The organism is Affinundibacterium fentianense (assembly GCF_018139545.1).
In the GTDB taxonomy this organism is placed as follows: Bacteria; Pseudomonadota; Gammaproteobacteria; order Burkholderiales; family Burkholderiaceae_D; genus Undibacterium; species Undibacterium fentianense.
This window is the reverse complement of the sequence record NZ_JAGSPJ010000008.1, coordinates 92,387-115,195: the sequence shown is the minus strand read 5'-3', so window position 1 is coordinate 115,195 and position 22,809 is coordinate 92,387. Positions and strand designations below refer to the sequence as shown.

19 protein-coding genes are annotated in these 22,809 nt (G+C 46.6%); 10 read left to right on the top strand and 9 right to left on the bottom strand.

What is annotated here, in order from left to right; translation table 11 throughout:
- Positions 1-28: 28 nt before the first annotated feature.
- Positions 29-1,330, bottom strand: a complete 1,302-nt coding sequence (gene hmgA, locus KDM90_RS17110) for a homogentisate 1,2-dioxygenase (RefSeq protein ID WP_212676911.1) — start codon at positions 1,328-1,330, stop codon at positions 29-31.
- Positions 1,331-1,562: 232 nt separating this feature from the next.
- Here hmgA and KDM90_RS17105 point away from each other — a divergent pair, with 232 nt between their 5' ends.
- A complete protein-coding gene (locus KDM90_RS17105; protein ID WP_230409864.1) occupies positions 1,563-2,495 on the top strand; it encodes a LysR family transcriptional regulator in 933 nt (310 codons plus the stop codon).
- Positions 2,496-2,558: 63 nt separating this feature from the next.
- Here the strand turns inward: KDM90_RS17105 and KDM90_RS17100 are convergent, their stop codons facing one another.
- Positions 2,559-3,977, bottom strand: a complete 1,419-nt coding sequence (locus tag KDM90_RS17100) for a M64 family metallopeptidase (protein ID WP_212676838.1) — start codon at positions 3,975-3,977, stop codon at positions 2,559-2,561.
- 186 nt (positions 3,978-4,163) lie between these two features.
- Entirely contained in the window at positions 4,164-4,619 is a 456-nt protein-coding gene (locus KDM90_RS17095; RefSeq protein WP_212676837.1) for an Hsp20 family protein, read from the bottom strand.
- 455 nt (positions 4,620-5,074) lie between these two features.
- On the opposite strand from KDM90_RS17095, the gene KDM90_RS17090 reads away from it, so the two are divergent.
- Together KDM90_RS17090 and KDM90_RS17085 are read left to right on the top strand one after the other, a co-directional pair.
- Positions 5,075-5,512, top strand: coding sequence for a hypothetical protein (locus KDM90_RS17090; protein WP_212676836.1), 438 nt, complete (start codon positions 5,075-5,077; stop codon positions 5,510-5,512).
- Between the two features lie 336 nt (positions 5,513-5,848).
- The gene (locus tag KDM90_RS17085) at positions 5,849-6,481 is read left to right on the top strand and encodes a head GIN domain-containing protein (protein WP_212676835.1); all 633 of its coding nucleotides are present in this window, start codon (positions 5,849-5,851) and stop codon (positions 6,479-6,481) included.
- A gap of 116 nt (positions 6,482-6,597) precedes the next feature.
- Here KDM90_RS17085 and ald read toward each other — a convergent pair whose 3' ends face one another.
- Positions 6,598-7,713: an alanine dehydrogenase gene (ald, locus tag KDM90_RS17080; protein ID WP_212676834.1), complete on the bottom strand. Its 1,116-nt coding sequence runs from the start codon at positions 7,711-7,713 to the stop codon at positions 6,598-6,600.
- Between the two features lie 457 nt (positions 7,714-8,170).
- On the bottom strand, positions 8,171-8,614 hold the full coding sequence (locus KDM90_RS17075) for an Lrp/AsnC family transcriptional regulator (RefSeq protein WP_212676833.1): 444 nt from the start codon (positions 8,612-8,614) through the stop codon (positions 8,171-8,173).
- Between the two features lie 198 nt (positions 8,615-8,812).
- Here KDM90_RS17075 and KDM90_RS17070 point away from each other — a divergent pair, with 198 nt between their 5' ends.
- From KDM90_RS17070 to kce, 7 genes are all read left to right on the top strand, one after another.
- Positions 8,813-9,994: a KamA family radical SAM protein gene (locus KDM90_RS17070; protein ID WP_212676832.1), complete on the top strand. Its 1,182-nt coding sequence runs from the start codon at positions 8,813-8,815 to the stop codon at positions 9,992-9,994.
- Positions 9,995-10,219: 225 nt separating this feature from the next.
- Entirely contained in the window at positions 10,220-11,266 is a 1,047-nt protein-coding gene (gene kdd / locus KDM90_RS17065; RefSeq protein ID WP_212676831.1) for an L-erythro-3,5-diaminohexanoate dehydrogenase, read from the top strand.
- Between the two features lie 31 nt (positions 11,267-11,297).
- Positions 11,298-12,407: a lysine 5,6-aminomutase reactivase subunit KamB gene (gene kamB, locus KDM90_RS17060; RefSeq protein WP_212676830.1), complete on the top strand. Its 1,110-nt coding sequence runs from the start codon at positions 11,298-11,300 to the stop codon at positions 12,405-12,407.
- Entirely contained in the window at positions 12,404-13,954 is a 1,551-nt protein-coding gene (kamD, locus tag KDM90_RS17055) for a lysine 5,6-aminomutase subunit alpha (RefSeq protein WP_212676829.1), read from the top strand. Before kamB ends, kamD begins: the two co-directional genes overlap by 4 nt.
- Before the next feature lie 10 nt (positions 13,955-13,964).
- Complete coding sequence (kamE, locus tag KDM90_RS17050) at positions 13,965-14,729, top strand: lysine 5,6-aminomutase subunit beta (RefSeq protein WP_229827340.1); 765 nt, start codon at positions 13,965-13,967, stop codon at positions 14,727-14,729.
- A 209-nt stretch (positions 14,730-14,938) separates the two neighbouring features.
- Positions 14,939-15,346 (top strand): 3-aminobutyryl-CoA ammonia lyase, encoded by a 408-nt coding sequence (kal, locus tag KDM90_RS17045; protein ID WP_212676828.1) that lies wholly within the window; start codon positions 14,939-14,941, stop codon positions 15,344-15,346.
- An 871-nt stretch (positions 15,347-16,217) separates the two neighbouring features.
- On the top strand, positions 16,218-17,039 hold the full coding sequence (gene kce, locus KDM90_RS17040; RefSeq protein WP_212676827.1) for a 3-keto-5-aminohexanoate cleavage enzyme: 822 nt from the start codon (positions 16,218-16,220) through the stop codon (positions 17,037-17,039).
- A 148-nt stretch (positions 17,040-17,187) separates the two neighbouring features.
- On the opposite strand, the gene KDM90_RS17035 is transcribed toward kce, so the two are convergent.
- From KDM90_RS17035 to KDM90_RS17020, 4 genes are all read right to left on the bottom strand, one after another.
- Complete coding sequence (locus KDM90_RS17035; RefSeq protein ID WP_212676826.1) at positions 17,188-17,472, bottom strand: hypothetical protein; 285 nt, start codon at positions 17,470-17,472, stop codon at positions 17,188-17,190.
- A gap of 23 nt (positions 17,473-17,495) precedes the next feature.
- Entirely contained in the window at positions 17,496-18,575 is a 1,080-nt protein-coding gene (gene prfA / locus KDM90_RS17030; RefSeq protein WP_212676825.1) for a peptide chain release factor 1, read from the bottom strand.
- A gap of 135 nt (positions 18,576-18,710) precedes the next feature.
- Positions 18,711-19,985 carry a glutamyl-tRNA reductase gene (hemA, locus tag KDM90_RS17025; RefSeq protein ID WP_212676824.1) on the bottom strand — a complete coding sequence of 425 codons (1,275 nt, stop codon included), beginning with the start codon at positions 19,983-19,985 and terminating at the stop codon, positions 18,711-18,713.
- Positions 19,986-20,314: 329 nt separating this feature from the next.
- Positions 20,315-22,777, bottom strand: a complete 2,463-nt coding sequence (locus KDM90_RS17020; RefSeq protein WP_212676823.1) for a CHASE2 domain-containing protein — start codon at positions 22,775-22,777, stop codon at positions 20,315-20,317.
- Positions 22,778-22,809: the final 32 nt, after the last annotated feature.

Genomic DNA, 22,809 nt, shown 5'->3' with positions numbered 1-22,809 from the left:
TCAATTGCTTTCTAATGACTGAATTTTTTTACGCTTGATGCGGGTTGAAATTTTTCTTGATTCCTTGCCAGCATTGAAAATAGTCAGCTTGTAGCTGCGGAGAATTCATTGCGGCATGGGTTGGTTTGATAATGGTACATGTTTCTATCATGAACGCCATGGTGTTATCGACCTTTTGCGGTACGCTCGTGTCTATCTGGCTAGCCTTCTCATAGGTCGGAGCATCGGGGCCATGCCCACTCATGCAATTGTGTAAACTTGCACCACCCGGACGGAATCCTCCTGATTTCGCGTCGTATTGTCCATGAATTAATCCCATAAACTCGCTCGCAATATTGCGGTGGAACCAAGGGGGACGGAACGTGTTCTCGGCAGCTAACCAGCGCGGCGGGAATATGACAAAATCGATCGTGTCGACGCCGGGGGTGTTGCTTGGCGATTGCAACACCAGAAAAATCGAAGGGTCAGGATGGTCATAACTAATCGAACCGATGGTATTGAAATGGCGCAGATCATATTTGTAAGGTGCCATGTTGCCATGCCATGCAACGACATCGAGTGGCGAGTGATCTATCGACGCCTGCCAAAAATTACCACTAAATTTAGCGATCAGTTGAAATGCGCCTTCACGATCCTCGTACCATGCGGTAGGTGTTAAAAAGTCGCGCGGATTTGCCAAGCCATTTGAGCCAATCACGCCCAAGTCTGGCAACTTGAGCATCACCCCAAAGTTCTCACAAATATAACCACGGGCCTCGCCATCTGGAAGCGTCACTTGAAAACGTACGCCACGTGGAATGACCGCGATCTCCTGCGGTTCAATATCAACTAAGCCCATCTCGGTTTTCAAATGTAAGCGTCCTTGCTGAGGGATGATCAGCAACTCAGCGTCCGCATCGTAAAAAAATCTATCGGTCATGTCTTGGTTGGCGGCATACAAATGAATTGCACAACCTGTTTGCGAGTCTGCCGAGCCATTTCCGCCCATCGTCAGCCAGCTGTCGATAAAGTCGGTTGGGGTTGCTGGGAATGGCTGTGGATCCCAACGTAATTGATTGGGGGAACTTGGCACCTGGGTAAAATCGTTGGTCATATTGCCATTGCCAATTTGCACAAATGGTTGATGCATGGCCGCAGGTCGAATGCGGTAAGTCCAGGAGCGACGATTTGCGTGACGTGGTGCGGTGAAAGCGGTTCCAGAAATTTGCTCGGCGTATAAGCCATAAGCACATTGTTGTGGTGAGTTCTGATTCTTTGGCAGCGCACCCGGCAAGGCCTCGGTCGCAAATTCGTTAGCAAACCCGCTCATGTATTGTATTGTCATGACCATATCCAGAATAAAAGAGATACTCAAAAAATTGGTATTAAACGTCAGAAAAGAAAGAAGATGTGAAAGGATGCAGACCTGATGTCAAGCACACAAAGTACCCTGTAAAAATAGCAAGTATCACCTAACTATCAATGTTTCCTTGGGATGGATAAAACTTAATCCGCTAATGTAGTGTAATCGTCCCTTTTTTGCGATATAAATACTAGAATGTAGATCATTCATAAAATCAATAATGGGGGTAGGTTTGATAGAAGCCAAAGACATCGACTTAAATCTTCTGGTTGTCTTTCAAGAAGTTTTTCAAGAAAGACAGATATCCACGGTTGCTCGAAAACTCAATCTGTCGCAGCCTGCGGTCAGCAATGCCCTGGCGCGCCTACGTAAGACCTTCAATGACCCGCTTTTTGTCCGCACATCGCACGGTATGCAGCCAACCCCTTTGGCGCAACAACTCGCGGAGCCCGTGGCGGCCGCCTTGGTGTCAATTACCAAAGCATTGAATCAACACGACACTTTTGATAGTGCTCGTAGTCAACGGAATTTTACGATTGCCATGACAGACGTGGGCGAAATGTATTTCATGCCGATTCTGATTGAGCAATGCCGCCTGTTGGCACCGCAGATTCATTTGGCGACGGTCAGAGCCAACAGTATTGATCTGATGGCAGAAATGGAGACTGGTCGGATTGATCTCGCATTGGGGGCGTTTGATGAAATCTCTGGCGCTCTATACCACCGCCGCTTGTTCCAACAAGAGTATGTTTGCCTTTATCGCCAACATCACCCGACCATGCGGGAGGGCATGAATGCCAAAGATTTCGTACAGACTCCGCACCTCGTGGTGTCGACCAAAGAAAGTCCCTACGACAAGATTCATCAGGCGATGGAAAAGGCAGGAATGATTGCCCGCGCAAGTTTCACTGTGCCCCATTTTGCCTCGGTACCGTATATTGTTAGTACCACAGATTTAATCGCAATCGTTCCTCAAAAACTTGCTTCGAGCGCTGCCGCGCCATTTCGATTGCAGTACTGCAAACCACCTCTCAAACTACCTTCTTTGCAAACCAATATTTTTTGGCATCGACGCTTTGCTCAAGATGAGGGAAATCAGTGGCTAAGACAATTGTTGGTGCGCTGTTTTTCAGACACGAACGGATCGGAATAATGCCCCGACTGCCAAGTCGATTTAAGCTGTCCTTTCCATTTAATGTCGATCCTGTAGTCGCACTTAGCGGCTATACAGATCAATAATGTTATGGATAGCGTTTTGGCATACCTGACAAAATTGCTCGCTACGGTCAAACATTAAACATTGCATTTGTGAACGGAAATAGCCTTTTGCTTCGTAATTTGCTCCTTCAAAGGCGCCAATCTTGTTGTAATTCGGATCTTTTGAAAATAACTCAGTGGTCTCCGCGAGATCTTTTTTAAACAGCGCACTCATTTCTGTTTCGGGGCGTTGTTCTTTTCGCAGTTGCGCGCGAGTCTGCTGAAATTCACGTGCAATCGCTTCATAGCGTTCTTTTGGCCAGGAACTAGGAATTGCGGTCCCATCTTGAATGAGGTCTCGCCACTTTAATTGGCTAGGATTTTTTAACGCAGTGACATTCGGCTCCCAAGGTTCCACCAAAATGTCTGCACCTGTTTGATAGGCTACTGGCGACGTGTAATATTCATCTGCCAACGCGGCGAAATGGTGTCCAAATTCATGAACAAAGAGATAATTCGCCCAATCGCTATTTGCGGCTGCGGTCGAAAATTGTCCAAATATGCCACCGCCTCCATAGGTCTCGTTATTGACCAAAATTTCAATAAATTCGTATGGCGCGTTTTGTGCGATTTCCCGCAAAGCACGGTTATCTAGAGTGAGGACATAACGTTCACTACCAAAAATATCATAGCTTGCGCCCGTGCTATCCGCGTGAAATTGGCCAGTTGATGGACGCGAAATACCTGTTTGTAAAGTGGGAACTGCGAGCGCCCATACGTTGAAATCGTCCGATCGCTCCTTGTACGGTGAGACTGTAAATAAATACCGACTCATGCGTTTTGCATCGCGGATAAACTTTGTCATCTCTTTCTTGGTGTACCCATCGCCGATAATCAATAAATCGACTTTGTTTTGGGTCTTTCCATCGCCGTGGACTAAAACGGGAGTGAATTGAGGTGCAGCAGAATGTCGAATGACTTGTTGTGCATTTGGGTCGACATCGATACTCCATGCTAATTGGAATTGATTGTGATTATCTCGTTTGAGAACGTGTACCGAAACTGGCGCGTCGGGTTTGGGGAAACGCAAGGATTCTTGAAATCCGCGTTCTAATTTATTCGCCTGATCGGTGGATTGCCATTCTCCAAACACGGTGGCAAAGCCGCGCGAGTAGAGTAATTTTCCTGTTTGCTTGTCGCGAACTTCAAATAAATGCGAGCCGCGATTTGTATTGTCCAAGTTTTTCTTTGGGTTGCCTGGCCAAGGTAATGGCTCGATAACAATTCGATCTAGAGCGTAGTGTTCAGTTTTCGCGTTGCCGCTATGAAAATAGTCTAGACGCAGTGTTGCGATCTGTGTGGTACCTGCCATGCTCACATTTTCCAGCATAAGCATCAGCAGTGCAGCGATTGCGTAGAGTAGAGATTGAATTCGCATAGTGATTTTCTATTCTTAGAATGGGGAAGAATAGATCGATCTTAGCAGAGTCCAATCGCGTTCAAATCAAAGCTATTTTAAATTCTAGAAAAAAAGCGTGACCGTTGCCGATCACGCCAGGAGGGGAACTAGAATTTAAAGCGTAAAACAAGTGTCGAACAGTTCGACAAAGGAGACATCCTATCTCTATGCGGCTTGCAGATGATCAACGGTCTTAAGCGGCTCTGCATCGATCAAAATACGACGCGGTTTGTGAGCTTCGGGAATTTCTCTTTGCAGTTCAATATTTAATAGACCGTTGTCTAAACGTGCGGCAACGACCTTGACGTGGTCCGCTAAGCGGAAACTATGTTCGAAATCACGAGAGGCAATGCCGCGATGTAAAAATGTACCTTGAATTTCAGGTTTAGTTTTGCGTCCGACTACTTTTAAAAGATCACGTTCAGACTCAATTTCAATCTCCGTGCGATCAAAGCCAGCGACCGCCATACTGATACGGTATTGATCTTCATTCACCAGTTCAATATTGTAAGGCGGGTAACTTGGCGTGGCTTCAGTACGCTGAGCCTCGTTCATGAGCTGAGCTAAACGGTCAAAACCAATAGCGGAACGGTAGAGTGGAGAAAAGTCGAAATTACGCATGATGAATATCCTTTAAAAGTAAGCGATAAATTGTTTTGCAGACCTCACTTGAGCATCTGCTGATACGGATATGTAGATAAGAAAATCGCTTTTCAAGAGAAAATAATTTAAATTTTTTGTGCTCTTGAAACTGCTCTGATGATCCCCATTTCACCGAGTTTTATTTTTTTACGCAGTCGTTAACTTCCCATTTTGTTTCTCATTCAAGCCGTATAAGAATCCTAGTTTTGGGTTCAATTTGATTGGGGGTTGTATCGTTCTATCGATAACGCGCAAGTGAATCCATAGAATTGATTTAAAAAATTTTTGAAATTCGTGTCAACAGAAAAAAATTCGACTTCGTTATAGGAGTACGCAGCAAGCACTGCGAATTAGTAAGTCAAATAAGTAAGCAGGACCGGTAGTTGTTTCAGTATTACACACACTTTTTACTACACACTTTTAGGAATGTCATCATGAAAAAAATTGCACTCACAATCGTTGCTTCAGCAATCACCTTTGGTACAGCATTGGCGCAAGCAAATCAAACACCGGCGACACCTGCTCCAACCGCAAAACCAAGCGCTGCGGCTGCAGTTGCCAGTGTTCCAGCCGTCGCTTCTGCGTCAGCAAGTATTGCCTCGGCCCATAAGGCGGTGGCATCTGCAACCGTAGCAGCATCGACGGCAGCAAGTGCAGCGGCAAGTGTTCCGGCAGCGGCTAAAGCTGCTGCGACAGCGGATGTGAAACCAGCTACCCATATGAAATCAGTCGAAAAGCATGCAGAGAAAGCTACTAAAAAACATGCTGAAAAAGCGACTGAAAAAGTAACCGAAAAAGTAAATGAAAAAATGGCGGAGAAAGCGCCAGCTAAAGCTGCTGTCAGTGCAAGCACTCCTGCTGTAACGAAGTAAATTTTTCGTCAGGAATAGCGGCATCCAAATTTTGGATGCCGTTTTTTTTTCGCTTTTGATCGGCACGCTAAACGAAAAAGATCGTGCTGAAACATCCGGTTAATTGATCGTGGTTGCAATGACTCGATAGATCTCAGGCATGGTTTTGTGATTACTTTAGTGGATAGCAAGGACGCAATACTTGGTCTACAGTTCAGGCAACTCAAGCTTGAAATTTGCATTCTGTTCCCTCTAACCGTCATTTCATCTTTTTTGCAAGACAAGTTTTCGAAATCTAGGCAAACTGTCGTGACTGGATGCTTTTTAATCCCCTCTAACCTCACTTTGGAGTTTGTCATGCGTAAATTATTTGTACCTAGCTTTGTCCTTGGTCTTGCTCTCGTCAGTTCACTTGCAGCTGCTGGTGAACAAGTACGTAAAGTCACACCATTTAGCACAATTCGTACGCAAGGAGCGCTCTCCGTTGAGGTGGTAATTGGTTCAGCCCATTCTATTCTCGTGAAGGGCGATGATAAATACATGGATAAAATCGTTACGGATATCGCCGGTGATGAGTTACTGATTAGCTATAAAGAAAAGAAAAATATTCGCATTTCCGATGACCTGAAAGTCATCGTTACGATGCCCTCATTGTCGAAGTTCAAAATGGAGGGGGCAGGTTTGACGACGGTGAGTAAGATCGCAGGAGACCGATTCGAGTTGAACTACGAGGGTGTTGGTTTGCTCAAAATGAGTGGCAAGGTTCGAGATTTCAAATTGCGTGCACAAGGGGTTGGGTTTGTTGATGCGAAAGGTCTAGTCGCAGAAAATGTGGATGCTACTGTTGAAGGTATCGGTTCGGTTGAAGTCACTGCCACCGAAAAACTGAAAGCCAACGTCCAGGGAATAGGTTCGTTAAATTACTTTGGCAATCCTAAATCGATTAGTAAGACAGTTGACGGTATTGGTGGTGTCAGTGCCGGTAAATAAACGGCGCCCTACGGTCTGTTGTAACGAGAAGATCAGGTGGAATTAGTTAACAAAAAATGCCAGCAAGAATGATGATTTTGCCGGCATTTTTTTCGTCAGAACGCTTTTTGAAAGATCTATCTCAATACGTCGTCGGCTGCGACGTATTGATAGCCCAAGTCACGAGCAACGGCTTCATAGGTTACCTGCCCTTCACAAACATTCAGACCGTTACGCAAATGTACATCGTCGCGCAGTGCCTGTTTCCATCCTTTACTTGCCAGTGCAACCGCATGCCCTACCGTTGCATTGTTGAGGGCGAATGTTGAAGTCCGAGCGACTGCTCCTGGCATATTTGCCACGCAATAATGAATAACGCCATCGACGAGGTAGGTCGGCTCAGCATGGGTTGTTGCATGTGATGTTTCAAAGCATCCACCTTGATCGATTGCGACATCGACCACAACAGCGCCTTTTTTCATGCGTGAGATCAGATCGCGACTCACTAATTTTGGTGCGGCCGCGCCTGGTACCAAAACACCGCCGATAACCAAATCTGCGGAGAGCACAGCTTCCTCGATTGATTGCGCATTCGAATAGACGGTTGAGATGCGGTTACCATAAACCAAATCTAATTGACGTAGGCGATCAACACTCTTATCGAGCACAGTAACGCGCGCACCGGTACCAACCGCCATTTGCATCGCATTGGTGCCAACCACACCAGCGCCAATTATGACTATATGTGCAGGTGAAACGCCGGGAACACCGCCGAGCAATAAGCCCATGCCACCTTTGGATTTTTCTAAATGTGCGGCTCCGGCTTGGATCGCCATACGACCAGCAACTTCACTCATTGGTGCCAATAAAGGTAAGCCACCATTCGCCCCGGTGATCGTTTCGTAAGCGATGCAAATCGCGCCTGATTTGACTAATGCCGCAGTCTGTTCAGGGTCCGGCGCAAGATGTAGATACGTGTATAAAATTTGACCTGGACGCAGCATGGCACATTCAACGGGCTGCGGTTCTTTTACTTTGACGATCATTTCCGCACGTTCAAAAATTTCTTTTGCGTTTTCTACTAGTTCAGCACCGACTGCTTTGTACTGTTCATCTGTTAAGCCGATTTCGGTGCCCGCATTCTTTTGAACCAAAACTTGATGTCCACGTGAAGTCAATTCACGTACGGAAGATGGGGTCATGCCCACGCGATATTCGTGGTTTTTAATTTCTTTAGGTACGCCTACGATCATGATGTCTCTTTCTATAACTTGAGGATAAAAAACGTTGGAAAAACTCGTTCCTACGTCACCTTTATTATTGTTATCAACGATCCGATATGTCTTCGGTCGTGCATGATTATGACATTCAGAAAATGATGATCTTCGTGCTTCTTATGAAAAACTTAAGTTTGGTCAAATCTAGCGATTGTGCGTACGCACAATGTATGGATTTCTGTACAAAATTAGCAGTGCCGTATTGAAATCAGAACGGAAATTCTGGTTTCATGCCGACATTAGCCAGTTTGATTGTTGTTCATATCGAAGTGGGATTTTCGACTGTCCTTCATTTCCGTCGAATAGTCTTGTATTGAGCAGGTCGTAAGTATGATGTCTTAGGAATCGAACATTGCACACTAAATGAGCATTCTTTGCCGCACGGGCTCTGCGTACTTTTGGTATCTTTTTATCTACGTTGACTAGGCAGTGATTATTCCGGTCTATCTAATTTAGTCGACAGCAATATCGTCGAAAACGTGTCTACCACGCCTTTAATCAAGCGAATTTTGTCAATCACCGCGTCGAGTTCGTGCGTCGATTCCGTCGACAGCATCGCGCACAAATCATAGCGACCACTAACCGTGTACAATTTGATAATCTCATGCCGCTTAGTGAGTGCCCGCATGATTTCAGGTTCATGCTGCGATTCGATAGAAATCAAGACCATTGCGCGTATGCTGGGGCGACTGCGGCTGATAGAGACATCGACTGTATAGCCACTGATGATGCCACGGTCCTCTAATGACTTTAAGCGTAATTGTGCGGTGCTGCGGGCGCAGCCTAGCGCTTTTGCCATCGCCACGATGGGTAAGCGTGCATTCACTTTGAGTAAATCAATAATTTGCTGATCGAGTGGGTCTAAGGATGATGACATACGAATAATGAGTTGCGTTTCAGGCACTTTGTTTGAATGTCATACATTATGACTGACTTTTGTTTGTTGTTTAAGTCATTTTGTACGTTTGTGGCGGCACAACACCTCCTTACACTATCTCCCTGTTGCCCATATGGGTACCCATCACATTTTGCCGTCATAGCGACACAGCTGCGACATAACAGAGAGAGCCAAATCATGGACCAAAAAGTCGAATTTAATCCTATCAAGAAATTACTGACACGCGAAGAATTAGACGCTTATGATCCAGAGTCAGAATCTTGGCAAAAGCAATTCACGCGTCGTTATTCTCACCATTCTGAATTGATGGGCGTGTTGAATAATGTAGAAGACGTCGATAACACCGTCTACAAAAAATTCGCAGTTGCAATTACGCCTTACATGGCGAAATTGATGGACAAAGATGATCCAAATTGTCCTATCCGCTTGCAATACATGCCTTCGCACCATGAACAAACCGTTCCTGGCTTCGCGACATCCTTAGATCAATTGGGTGAAGAGGGCGATACGATTCCTGGTACTAGCGTGGTGCATCGTTATCCACGTCGCGTGTTGTTCTTGGTTTCCAATACTTGCGCAACTTTGTGCCGTTTCTGCACACGTAAGCGTATGGTGTCGCAGCCTGATGGTTCCGTTGCGAAAGATGAAATCGAAGCATCGATTGACTACATCGCTAGCAATCCAGAAATTGAAGACGTGTTGTTGTCTGGCGGTGATCCGTTGACATTTACCGATGAGCGCTTGGACTACATCCTCGGCGAAATTCGTCGTCGCGCACCGCATGTTCGCTTCTTGCGTATGGGTTCCCGCATGGTCGTGCAATTGCCAACACGCGTTACACCAGAATTGTGTGCGGTATTGGAAAAGCATCGCGTACAGATGATCAATATCCATATCGGTCATCCAAAAGAAATCACCCCATTGCTGCGTCAACGCGTGAAGATGATACAAAAAGCCGGCATCATGATGGGCTTGCAAACAGTCTGTTTGAAAGGCGTGAATGATGACGTGATGGTAATGCGTGATCTGTTCATGCAAACCATTGAAATGGGCGTACGCCCTTATTATGTGTACTCCACAGACATGGTTGAAGGTGCAGCGCACTTCATCGTGCCACATCACCGTATGATTGAATTGTATGAAGGCTTGCGTGGTTGGATCAGTGGTCCAGCAGTACCAACATTCGTGGTAGACGGTTTGGGTGGCTTGGGTAAATTGCCTATCATTCCTACTTATGTACGTGAAGAAGAATTGCCAGACGGTAGCGGCACCACAGTCAAGTGCCGTAACTACAAAGGCATGACAATCGATATGCCTGGCTTGGGTCATAACTTTAGTTTGCCTACGCGTAGTAATTAAATTGTTACGTTGTTAAAGCCCCTCTCCCGCAGGCGGGAGAGGGGTGGGGGTGAGGGATTTTCAGTAATGAATGTCAGTCATTAAATGCATGAATTTCGGCATTGCTTCTTTCCAGCGATGCAGCGATTTCAGTCACCCTCACCTTAACCCTCTCCCGCTTGCGGGAGAGGGAGCATTCATCGCAATTATTCTTTTTGCGCACGTCCAATTTTCACGAAATTCATCATGAAGACTACAACACCAAGCTCCCCATACGGAATTCACCGCGTTATCGAACCACAAGGCGTCTTGCCACAAGGCGCGTGGAGGATCGATAACACGATGGAGATCACAGACAACGAAATCCTGATCGACGTTTCCGCTTTAAATATCGACGCCGCCAGCTTTACGCAAATCAAACAAGAAGCGAATGGTGATGAAGCCAAAGTGGCAGAAATCGTCAAAGGCATTGTTGAAAAACGCGGTAAACATCACAACCCGGTGACCGGTTCTGGCGGTATGTTAATCGGAACGATCTTGGAAATTGGTTCATCTTTAGCCGGCAAGATTGACTTAAAAGTAGGCGACAAAATTGCTACCTTGGTCTCCTTGTCATTGACACCTTTGCGCATTGATGAAATCGTCAAAATTCATATGCAAAAAGATCAGGTCGATATCAAAGGTAAAGCGATTTTGTTTGAAACCGGCTTGTACGCTAAGTTGCCAGATGATATCGATGAAAAAATGGCGCTCGCTATTTTGGACGTGGCTGGCGCACCTGCGCAGACAGCACGTTTGGTGAAAGAAGGCGACACCGTCGTTGTTATCGGTGGTGGTGGCAAGTCTGGTACTTTGTGTGTGTACGAAGCGAGAAAACGCGCTGGTAAAAACGGTTGCGTGATCGGCGTTTCCCCATTTGAAAAAGACTGCAAACGCATGCAAGAATTGGGTTGGGCCGATCATACTTTGCAAGTTGATGCGACCAATGCTTTGGCCTTGATGGAAGCCGTAGCGAAAGTGACCAATGGCGCAATGGCGGATTTAGTCATCAATTGCGTGAATATTCAGAACACGGAAATGGGCAGTATTTTGTCCACCAAGCAGCATGGAAAAATTTATTTCTTCTCAATGGCAACTAGCTTCACCGCAGCTGCCTTAGGCGCAGAAGGTGTCGGTAAAGACGTGGAAATGATCGTGGGTAATGGTTACGCGACGGGGCATGCGGAGCATTCTTTAGCGCTCTTGCGCGAGAGTGAAAAACTGCGTCAGTTGTTCACAGAACTCTACGTTTAATTTCGCTCTAGAACTTAGAAAGTTGCCGACGATGGAGTTCAAACATCCCACATTAAGTCATATCAAAACCAGTCCGCTCTGGCAACGCATCCACGATAGTGGCATGCAAACCTTAGCGGTCATGGGCATGACCAAAAACACCGGTAAGACTGTCGCAATGAACCATGTGCTGGCGCAAGCAGCGGCAGCGCAAGTGGACATCGGCTTGACCTCAATCGGTCGTGATGGCGAAGACCGAGATCAAGTTTTTTTCAATCCCAAACCACCGATCATGGTGTGGCCAGGTAATCTCGTTGCCACTGCACGTGAAACCTTGCAGCGTGCCAAAGTACGTTGGAAATTAATTGACTCAACACAGATCGACAGCCCTATGGGGGAGATTTTGGTGGTCAAGGTGTTGGAATATGGTGAGATGGAAGTCGCTGGCGCATCGCGTGGCAGTGATCAACTAAAAGTCATCGCGCGCTTACGTCAATGCGGTGCAAGCTTGGTGATTTTGGATGGCGCTTTAGGTCGCAGTCATCATGCGTCTCCAGCGATTGCAGATGGCGTGATTTTAGCGACTGGTGCTGCAATTGGTGGCGGTATTCAAGATGTGATCCGCAAAACACGTGATCGCCTTGGCATTCTTGGTATCAAACAAGCAGATGATCATGTCAAAGCCCAATGTGAAGCCGTGTTTACACAAGGTGGCGTTGGTATTTGGGATCAAGATGGGAAGATCCTCTTTTTAGAAGAAATTGCCACTCTCAATGCGGGTGCGAAGTTGATGGAATACATCGATGCCAAGGTTGGCACCATCGCCGTTAGCGGTGCTGTTGGGCGCAATTTGTGGCGCGCTTTAAGTAGCTTGGCGGAACGTCATTCAGCATTGAACGTGGTTGTTGCAGATGGCACGAAATTATTTATAGAAAATACCGATTTATTGATCTTTCAAAAACTCGGTGCGAAATTAGTCGGGTATCGTGGCATTAATTTGACTGGGATTACCTTGAATCCATTTTCGCCCATGGGTGGCAGTTTTGAGGCTGCTGAGTTTTTGCAAGTCGCGAAAGCTGCTTTTGTTGGCTATGACGTTTGTGACGTCGTCCTCGAAGCAACTTCCAATGAAAAAATTAAAGAAACAGGAGAAGTAGCATGAGCCAATTAAAACTAGATCAGGCACAAATCGACCGTGCACGTGATTCCGCGCGTCGCATTGCACGTGAGGTGTTCGATGAAATGTCACAGTACACGACGACGACGGTAGAGCGCGCCACTTTGCGTTTGCTCGGCATCGATGGCATTGATGAAAACTATGTACCTTTGCCCAACGTGGTGGTTGATCATTTACAAGCACAAAACTTATTGCAACATGGTGCAGCGCCTATCGTGGTCGCTGCCATGCAAGAACACAATATGACGGCGCAAGCTGTAGCAGAAGCCGTGTCAAAAGGCACACTGACCTTAGCTTTACCAAAAGATGCCGATGCAGCGCGTAAAGCGACAGAAGCACAAGCTGCGATCATGTGTCAGCACATCGCTGGTCAACGTGCATTCCGCGCGAAGCAAATTGAGACCATGGGCGAAGCACCAACACCTTGGTTATATTTGATTGTTGCGACCGGCAATATCTATGAAGATGTGGTGCAAGCACGCGCCGCAGCAGAACAGGGTGCCGACATCATTGCGGTGATTCGCTCAACTGGTCAAAGTTTGCTCGACTACGTGCCGTATGGCGCAACGACCGAAGGTTTCGGTGGTACTTACGCGACCCAAGAAAACTTCAAACTGATGCGCGCTGCTTTGGATGAAGTCGGTGAAAAACTTGGCCGCTATATTCGCTTGACTAACTATTGCTCAGGTCTGTGTATGCCAGAGATCGCGGCAATGGGCGCGATTGAACGTCTCGATATGATGCTGAATGATTCGATGTACGGCATTATCTTCCGCGACATCAATATGAAGCGTACTTTCATCGATCAATTCTTCTCACGCATGGTGAATGCCTATGCGGGTATTATCATCAACACCGGTGAAGACAATTATTTGACGACGGCAGATGCCTACGAAGCGGCACACACCGTCTTGGCATCCCAATTAATCAATGAACAGTTTGCGTACTTGTCTGGTTTGCAGCCAGATCAAATGGGTCTCGGTCATGCATTTGAAATCAATCCTGAATTAGAAAACGGCTTCTTGTGGGAAATGGCGCACGCGCAATTGGTGCGTCAAGTATTTCCAGATGCGTCATTGAAATACATGCCGCCAACCAAACACATGACAGGCAATATTTTTAAAGGTCAGGTTCAGGACACTTTATTTAACATCGTCAGTACCGTAACAAATCAAAATATTCATTTGCTCGGCATGATGACTGAGGCGATTCATACGCCATTTATTCAAGATCGTTTCTTGGCAATTCAAAATGCGAAGTATGTGTTCGGTACGATGAAAGATTTGAACTCGGAAATCGAATTTAAATCCGGTGGAAAGATCGAAACCCGCGCACAAGAAGTGTTGGCAGAGACAGAAAAAATTCTGGCAGAAATTGAAGCAATGGGTTTATCAGCCGCAATTGGCAAGGGCACTTTTGCCGAGATTTCACGCACCCCAACTGGAGGTAAAGGTTTGGCTGGTGTGATCAGCAAAGCAGCGGATTACTACAATCCTTTCCCACAATTGATGTTGCCAACACAGACAGCGTAAGGAGAATAACATGACAACAATGGCAGATATCAAAAAACCAGAACAATGGGTTAAGCCTTACGGCGACACGATGAATGATGGTCGCGTACAAGTTTCTTTCACCTTACCAGTTGCACTCGATGAGACTTCAAAAGAAGGTGCTAAGCGCTTGGCATTATTGATGGGTTTAGAAGAGCCAGCAGTGGTGCATAGCGAAGACATGGGTAAGGGTTTTAGTTTTTACGTCGTGTATGGTCAGTGCAAACATCAAGTCGATTTATCGAGCTTCCAAGTCGTCAAGCCAGAATATGAAACCTTGGATAAAGACGCGATCAATGCCTTGATCGCGGAAAAAATGGGACGTCGTATGGTCGTCATTGGCGCGTGTATCGAGACCGACGCGCACACCGTCGGTATCGACGCGATCATGAATATGAAGGGCTATAACGGCCACAAAGGCTTGGAAAGCTATCATGAAGTTCGCGCGATCAATATGGGCGCACAAGTCGATTCAGAAGAATTGATCGCCCGTGCGATTGAAGAAAAAGCCGACGTGATTTTGGTGTCGCAAGTCGTGACGCAAAAGAATATTCACCTCGATAATTTGACGAAGTTATCTGATCTGTTAGAAGCAGAAGGCTTGCGTGATAAAGTGATCTTGGTGGTCGGAGGCCCACGTATTTCGCATGAATTAGCGAAGGAGTTGGGTTACGATGCGGGCTTCGGTACCAAGTCGTATGCAGAAGATGTCGCTTCGTTTGCGATTCATGAGTGGATTAAACGTCACGCTGCGTAAGTGAATTTAAGTTCCCTCTCCCGCAAGCGGGAGAGGGCTAGGGTGAGGGCGGTTCAGAAACGAAATTATGTGTTTGAAACATGGCCGTGATTGTTGAATGTTTTATTCACCCAAAATTTTGTTGGTATGCTCTGAACCACCCTCATCCCCAACCCTTCTCCCGCTTGCGGGAGAAGGGAGCACTGAACAGAATTTGAAAGAGGTAATAAATGGAAGACTTATCCAAATACACAAGCATGATACGTCTACGCATGGGTTCGCACGACGCACACTATGCGGGTGATCTGGTTGATGGCGCGAAGATGTTGAATTTGTTTGGCGATGTCGCGACGGAATTATTGATTCGTAGTGATGGTGATGAAGGCTTGTTTGTCGCGTATGACAATGTGCAATTTATGGCGCCAGTGTTTGCTGGTGATTACATAGAAGCGACAGGTCGCATTGTCTCTATGGGCAAGACTTCACGCAAGATGGAATTTGAAGCGCGTAAAGTGATTTCTCCTGCGAAGATTGCTGGACAGGTTTCTGCTGCTGATGTGTTGGCTGAGCCTGTTGTTGTTTGTAAGGCTTCTGGGACTTGTGTGGTGCCGGCGGATTTTCAGCGGATTAAGCGCTGATTACTTACCTTGCTCCTTCCCCTTCAAGGGGAAATTGGAGGGCTTTCGCAAAGCACGCTTTGCACCACCAATTTCTAAGCCGCTTGCAAGCGGCGCGGTGGGAGGTTGGGATGGGATTTAGTTTGTAGATTGTGTGAAAGCTGAGTTGTTCTGTCGTTTGTAATTTGATTTAACGGTTTTTGTTGTTCGTCGTTCAGTAGGTCGGGTGTGGCCCGACAGCCAGTTACCTTTTTTGCTTCGCCAAAAAAGGTAACCCAAAAAAGGCGACCACGCTGCCACTGGCCTTCGGCTTCCCAATTGTGCAAGACAAAAAATGGGAAAGTGTCGAAACTCGCTGCGCTCAGACAACGACACTTTCTTTATCCATTTTCTGTCTCGCACAATTGGCAGTGTCAGAAGTGGATGAAGGTCAAAAGCAAAGTCAAAAGCAAAGTCAAAAGCAACGACACAGAGCCGTCAGTAGAAAAATATGCGTTCGTTGAGAATGATTGTTTTGGTGTTGCTGTTGTTTTTGAATTTGACTTACCTCCGTTTGAGACGATGTAATTTGTGCGTCACAGAAAATGGATAAGAAAGTGTTGTTGTTTGAGCCGAAGGCGAGTTTCAACACTTTCCCATTTTTTGTGATGCACAAATTATGCTGAAGCGTAGCGTAAGCACCCCGCAGGGCGAGTCTACGGTCGCCTTTTTTGGGTTATCTTTTTTGGCGAAGCAGAAAAGGTAACTAGCTGTCGGGCTACCCCCGACCAGTGAACGATCAGCAAATGCGAACGCGAAAACGAAGTAGAAAAGAAAAAACGCGGGTTGCACCCGCCCTATAAATAAGCCAATGAATTAGTTAGAAAAAAACGCCAACTATAAGAGGCAAAACATGGAAAAACTCATCATCACCGCAGCCCTAACCGGCGCAGAAGTCACCCGCGAACAACAACCAAACCTCCCCATCACCCCAGACGAAATCGCCGATGCAGCATTCGAATGCGCCAAAGCTGGTGCCTCCATCGTGCACGTACATGGACGCTATGACGACGGCACGCCAACCCAAGATAAAGAAATCTATCGCCAAATCATCAACAAAGTCCGCGAGCGCTGCGATGTGATCGTGCAAGTTTCTACAGGCGGCGCAGTTGGCATGACAGCGCAAGAACGTCTGGCGCCAGTCACTTTGAAACCAGAAATGGCAACCCTCTCGATGGGGTCAGTCAATTTCGGCAACGACGTGTTCATGAATCATCCCGATGACATGGATATCTTCGCGACGACGATGAAAGACTTGGGCGTTAAAATCGAATACGAAGTGTTCGACACCGGCATGATCACCACCGTGAATCGCTGGTTGAAAAAAGGTTTAATCACCGCGCCATTACACGTCGATTTCGTACTAGGTATTCCTGGTGCAATGGCGGGTACGCCAGAAGCCTTGATGTATATGCGTTCGCAATTGCCAGCAGAGGCAAGTTGGACCGTTGCAGGAATCGGTGCTGCGCAATTGCCACTAGCGACTATGGCAATCATCCTCGGTGGTCACGTGCGTGTTGGTTTTGAAGATAACGTGTATTACCGCAAAGGTGAACTCGCTACCAGCAATGCACAATTAGTAGAGCGCGTGGCACGCATCAGTCGTGAACATGATAGAGCAGTGGCGACTCCGGACGAAGCGCGTAAGATTTTAGGGATGCCAGCACGTAGTTAATATGTGTTTTTGACTTAAAGAAAAGCTGATATACGTTCATGTGTATATCAGTTTTCTTTATCATCAATTCAGACTGGCGGAAATTAATACGATATTCGCGTGTCTCGAAACTAAAACGATAAGTGGTCTGTCAGTCAATTGTGACTGGCTACTTATCCATCGACTTATGCATCGTTTTAACTAAGCCGAGAAAGCTGTCTAAGCTTACTGCAGCAGTATAAATATAATCGCCTGCTGGTTGGCTTTCGATCTGGATATCGTATTGACCAGAGGGGAGCTCGCCATCGTTGGTATTCACTGAAAAAGTCGCATGCACGTCTTTGATCATAAAGCAGGTCCCATGTTCTTCTTTAGCAATTGAACCATATAAAATGATCGTTCCATATTCGAGTTCGACCGCGTCAATTAGCTTTTGTATTTCGTGACTCCGCATTTGTTCTTATCCTTTAGATAGAATCAATCATCCCCCAAACTAGCCAACAACTCAGCCTGATGCTCAGCCACCAGTGCATTGGTCAGTTCGGTCAAATCACCGTCCATAATGAAATCAAGCTTGTACAAAGTCAGATTGATACGATGATCGGTCATGCGGCCTTGTGGGTAGTTGTAGGTGCGTATGCGTTCGCTGCGGTCACCTGAGCCGATTAAGCTCTTACGCGTGGCGGCTTCTTCGGCTTGTTTCTTACGCAGTTGACCGTCCATGATGCGGGTGGCTAACACGCGCATCGCTTGCGCTTTGTTTTGATGTTGACTACGACCATCTTGGCATTCCACTACGATGCCGGTTGGGATGTGGGTTAAACGTACTGCGGAATCCGTTTTATTGATGTGCTGACCACCAGCACCAGAGGCACGGAAAGTATCGATACGCAAATCGGCGTTGTTGATTACGACGTCGGTCAATTCATCCGCTTCTGGCATGACTGCGACGGTACAAGCTGAGGTATGAATTCGACCTTGGGTTTCTGTTGCGGGTACGCGTTGTACACGGTGCCCGCCGGATTCAAATTTGAGTTTGGAGTACGCGCCAAAACCGGCGATACGAATGATGACCTCTTTATAGCCACCGAGTTCTGACGGTGATTCCGACATCACCTCGACTTGCCAGCGATTGCGTTCGGCGAAGCGGGTGTACATACGCAATAAGTCACCTGCGAATAGTCCCGCTTCGTCACCACCGGTTCCTGCGCGGATCTCTAACAAAATATTGCGTTCGTCATTAGGATCTTTCGGTAGCAACATAGTTTGTAATTCGCGTTGCAATGCTTCGATACGATCTTTCGCGGCTTGGATTTCTTCCTGCGCGAATTCTTTCATGTCGGGATCATTCAACATCTCTTGCGCTTCGACGATGTCGCTCTGCGCTTGCTGATAGTTGTGATACAGCGCGACCAAAGGTTCTAGCTCTGCGTGCTCACGATTGAGCTTGCGATAAGCGTCCATATCATTCGTGACGCCTTCTTGTACCAGCAATTGACCAACCTCAACTAGACGTTCAGAGAGTTGATCGAGTTTATGTAGCATGGATGGTTTCATGATTTTTTTGCTTTATGCTTGCTTGGCTCTTTCGTGAGATCTTAAATCTCGTTGAGCCGTAATTAATTGAATTGAGAGTATCGTCGTGATGACGCTAGAGCATGCGCAAAGGCATGCGTAGAATGCGTGAGGCAGCTAACGCTTAGTACGGAATAATTGTGGCAGCAAACGCACCAGATGCGCGCGTTCTTCGCCGTGGGCTTGATGCAAGGCTTGTTGTGGGCCATGCAAAAATTTTGCTGTAATGCCTTTGGAAAGGGCTTCCAAAACCACTTCGATATCGTCGCCACGTGCCAGCATTTTTCGTGCACGTTCTAATTCGTGTTGGCGAACTTGTTCGCCGCTTTCGTGTAAATCTTGGATCACAGGAACCACGTGACGACCATCGACCCAATGCATAAACGATTGCACGCGGGTTTCGATAATCGCTTCGGCTTGCGCTACAGCGGCGTGACGATTTTCTAAACCGCTTTGTACTACGCTGGCGAGATCATCGACTGTGTACAAAAACACGTCATCCAGCTTTGCAACTTCTGATTCGATATCGCGTGGTACCGCGAGATCAACCATAAAAATTGGACGGTGCTTGCGCGCTTTAATTGCACGTTCGACCAAGCCTAAACCAATGATAGGTAAGGACGAAGCCGTACAAGAAATAATGATGTCGAATTCGTGCAAGCAATTTGGTAATTCGGCTAAGCGAATCGCCTTACCGCCAAAACGATTGGCGAGGGTTTCGCCACGTTCTAAAGTACGGTTGGCGATGGTGATGGTTTTAGGATTCTGCGCAGCAAAGTGCGTTGCGCATAGTTCTATCATTTCACCTGCGCCGATAAACAAGACTTTTTGATCGGCGATTTTGTCGAAAATACGTTGCGATAAACGGACCGCTGCGGCTGCCATCGACACACTATGTGCGCCGATTTCGGTCGTACTACGTACTTCTTTGGCGACTGCAAAGGTGCGCTGGAACAGTTGATGCAGATACGTGCCAAGTCCACCTGCTTCATCAGACTGGCGTACTGCTTCTTTCATCTGCCCTAAAATTTGTGGCTCGCCCAACACCATCGAATCTAAACCCGATGCGACGCGGAACGCGTGACGTACAGCATTGTCTTGCGGCAGCGTGTACAAATGATGGCGCAAATCTGCATAAGGCAGTTTGTGAAAATCGGCCAAGAAATGCGCGGTCATATCGATAGGATTATCGACATCAGCAACGGCATACAGTTCGGTACGATTGCAAGTCGACAATACTGCAGTCTCAGAGGCATGTGCTGCACCGTTGCGCGCAAACCATGAGCGCGCACAAACTACCGCCTGAGAAATCTGCTCAGGGGTGAATGCGACCTTTTCTCTAAGAGAAACGGGTGCGGTGGTGTGATTGAGGCCGACGGCGAGTAATTGCATAGAATAAGGTGGGAGCTTAGGCCGTCATTATAGCGCGAGTCGTCTTACACTTCATCTTTGCTAACTAAATCTTGCTCCAAATCAAGCTTAATTACATTGATTTTAAGTAAATGGCTGGTGGATAGTCGTTGTAGCAGCAATTATGCAGTGTGAAATCAAAAGAAACTGTTCAAAAGAAGCTAAGCAAAAGAAAGATAAGTTAGGCCTCAATCTTGTCGTGGATGTATTTTTCATACATGCACGACAAGTGATTGGAAGCATTACTCCGAGAACGATGGTGTTGATAATCGTAGACCATTTCCAGTTCGCCCTAATTTGTGGTCGGTTTGCTATCGATTGTTTGCAGGAATCTCAATCTTAAAAGTGGTTCCTTCCCCAGGCACACTGGTAAAGCTGATCTGAGCGAAATGACGATCAATCACAGTTTTGACGAACACCATCCCCAATCCAATTCCATCATTTTTGATTTGTTCAGCCGATTTGCCATGACCCAGACGTTGAAAGCGCTGAAATAGCCGTCCTTGATCAGAACGCGCGATTCCATAACCTTGATCTTCTACGGTGCAAACTATTTTGTCATTGAGATTTTTTGTTTCAAATGAAAGTCGGCAGGTCACAATAGTCTCGACTGGACTATATTTAATCGCATTCGATAAGAGATTGGTGAGTACGCGCGTCATAAGACTGCGGTCGACTCTAACTGGATATTCGCCTTCAGGGATTTCTGTCACGATTTGAATGCGTTTCGCCTTTGCTAGTGTCCACATTTCCTCGCTCGCATCGATAAGGATATCTTGGAAGTCGAGATCGCTATAACGATATTCATTCGATTCCGCGTGCGCTAATTGTACAAAGCTGTCGGCTAACTTCAACGTCGTATTCGAAGCTTTTTCAATGCGACTCAAAAAATCTTGGTGATCAATTGCGGTCTTGGGATTTTTTTGCAATTCGATTAAGGCCAAAATTGAGGCTTGCGGCGCGCGCATATCGTGCGAGATGAAGTGCAAGGTCTCATCTCGACGCCTTTCAGCTTGTCGAATTTCGGAGATATCGATCATGCTGACAATCCAGCCAATAAGAATTTTCTGTCCAGAATAGCAAGGAGCACTTTTGATAATCAAATCGCGATTCTTGGGATCGACTACTTCGACACCTTTTTGCAGGATATCTGTTTGATCGAGATCGAGAATATGCCACCAACTAAAGTGCTCTTGCTCCGTGCTATACACCGTGTTTGGCTGACTCATATTCGAGAACAAGTAAGGTACTAAGGTATCGATAACATGTGGCATACCGATACTTTTGAAATAGGCGATTGCTGCGGGATTGGTTAAAACCACATTGCCATCTGTAGTTGTGACCATAGTGGCATCGGGTAGGCTATGCAAACTGTCAGTAACAAATTGACGCAAGTCACGCACACGGCGTGCGGCGGCTCGCATGGCCGTAATATGGCGTTCTAATTTGTCTTGAATCTGGCGTCGCACATGAGTTTTTGCATCGCTAGCCAAAGTCATATCCGGGTTGAACTCGGGTAATAGACTTGGTTCTTGATCTAATAATAAAAACTCCTCTCCTAAAAAACCAATTGCTGCTTCTAAGCGCCGCCAACTCCATAATGGATAGGAAATGAGTAATACCAAAATCGTTGTTGAAGGGGGGAGCCAATAACCAAATCGAAGAGCAACAACACTCCCCAGCAACGTGAGGCTGATCAATCCGATGATCGTCAATAGAGCTTGTCGTGGTGATAGAAATAAAAAACTTAGGAGAGCGATGAAGAGTGTGAGCATGCCGATGCAGATAACTTGCCATGGCTTAGCCTTATTGATGGAACGTCCGTCCAGCAAGCTAGCCAGAATATTGGCATTAATCTCGATGCCCGAGAGTGCACCTTCGTTCGAGGTCACCGGTGTAGGAAACGCATCTGCCATGCCTTGCGCGGTAGGACCGACCAATACATATTTATCACGGAAAAACTCTGCTGGTACTTCGCCTCGTAAGACAGAGACGAAAGGAACAGAGCTGAAATGACCGCTACTTCCATAAAATGGAATATGCATTTGTAAGTCCCGATTCCAAATACCATCTTGATATCGATTCTCGAGTGGATTTCGGATGGTTTTCGGCAAGGATTTCTGTGCACTATCTGCCGTTTTTGTCGCTGCGCCGACTTCCATCATAGCGAGTGCAAAATGAGGCCACCATATTCCCTGGGTTCCTTCTTGTAGAAAGACGCTACGTGCGACGCCATCATCATCAAGTTCTATATGAATATGCCCAATTCGCGCAGCAGCATTTGTTAACGCGGGAATCGGTTGCACCGCGCGCAAGCCTTTCCCAGCATTGACGGATACCAAGGGTAAGACGACATTTCGACTATCGGTAATTGCAGAAGCCAGTAAATCATCGCCTGCCGAAAGGCCGTTTTGCGTCGATAGATTGGTATCTGGCTCGGCCTCTGCAAATAAAACGTCGATGCCCACAGCACGCGGCTTCGCCACATGGAGTTGGCGTAATAGCTCGGCATGGCGCGCACGTGGCCATGGCCACTTCCCCAATTCGGCGAGACTATAGTCGTCTATTGCGATGATAATGATGTCTTCACGAGCGGGATGTTTTTGCGTGCGTAGCAATTGATCGTAAGTGGTTTGGTCAAGTCGCCGCAGGCTATCTGTGTACCCTAAAATCGCAACTAATCCAAATAGAAAAAAGCCTAATATCAGCCATTCACGCAAAGCGATTTGCTTGCTTGCCTGTGAACTGAAATTCATCTTTGCTTGGTGTGACATCCGCTCTGTTCCTTGTTCGCTTGGATATCAAG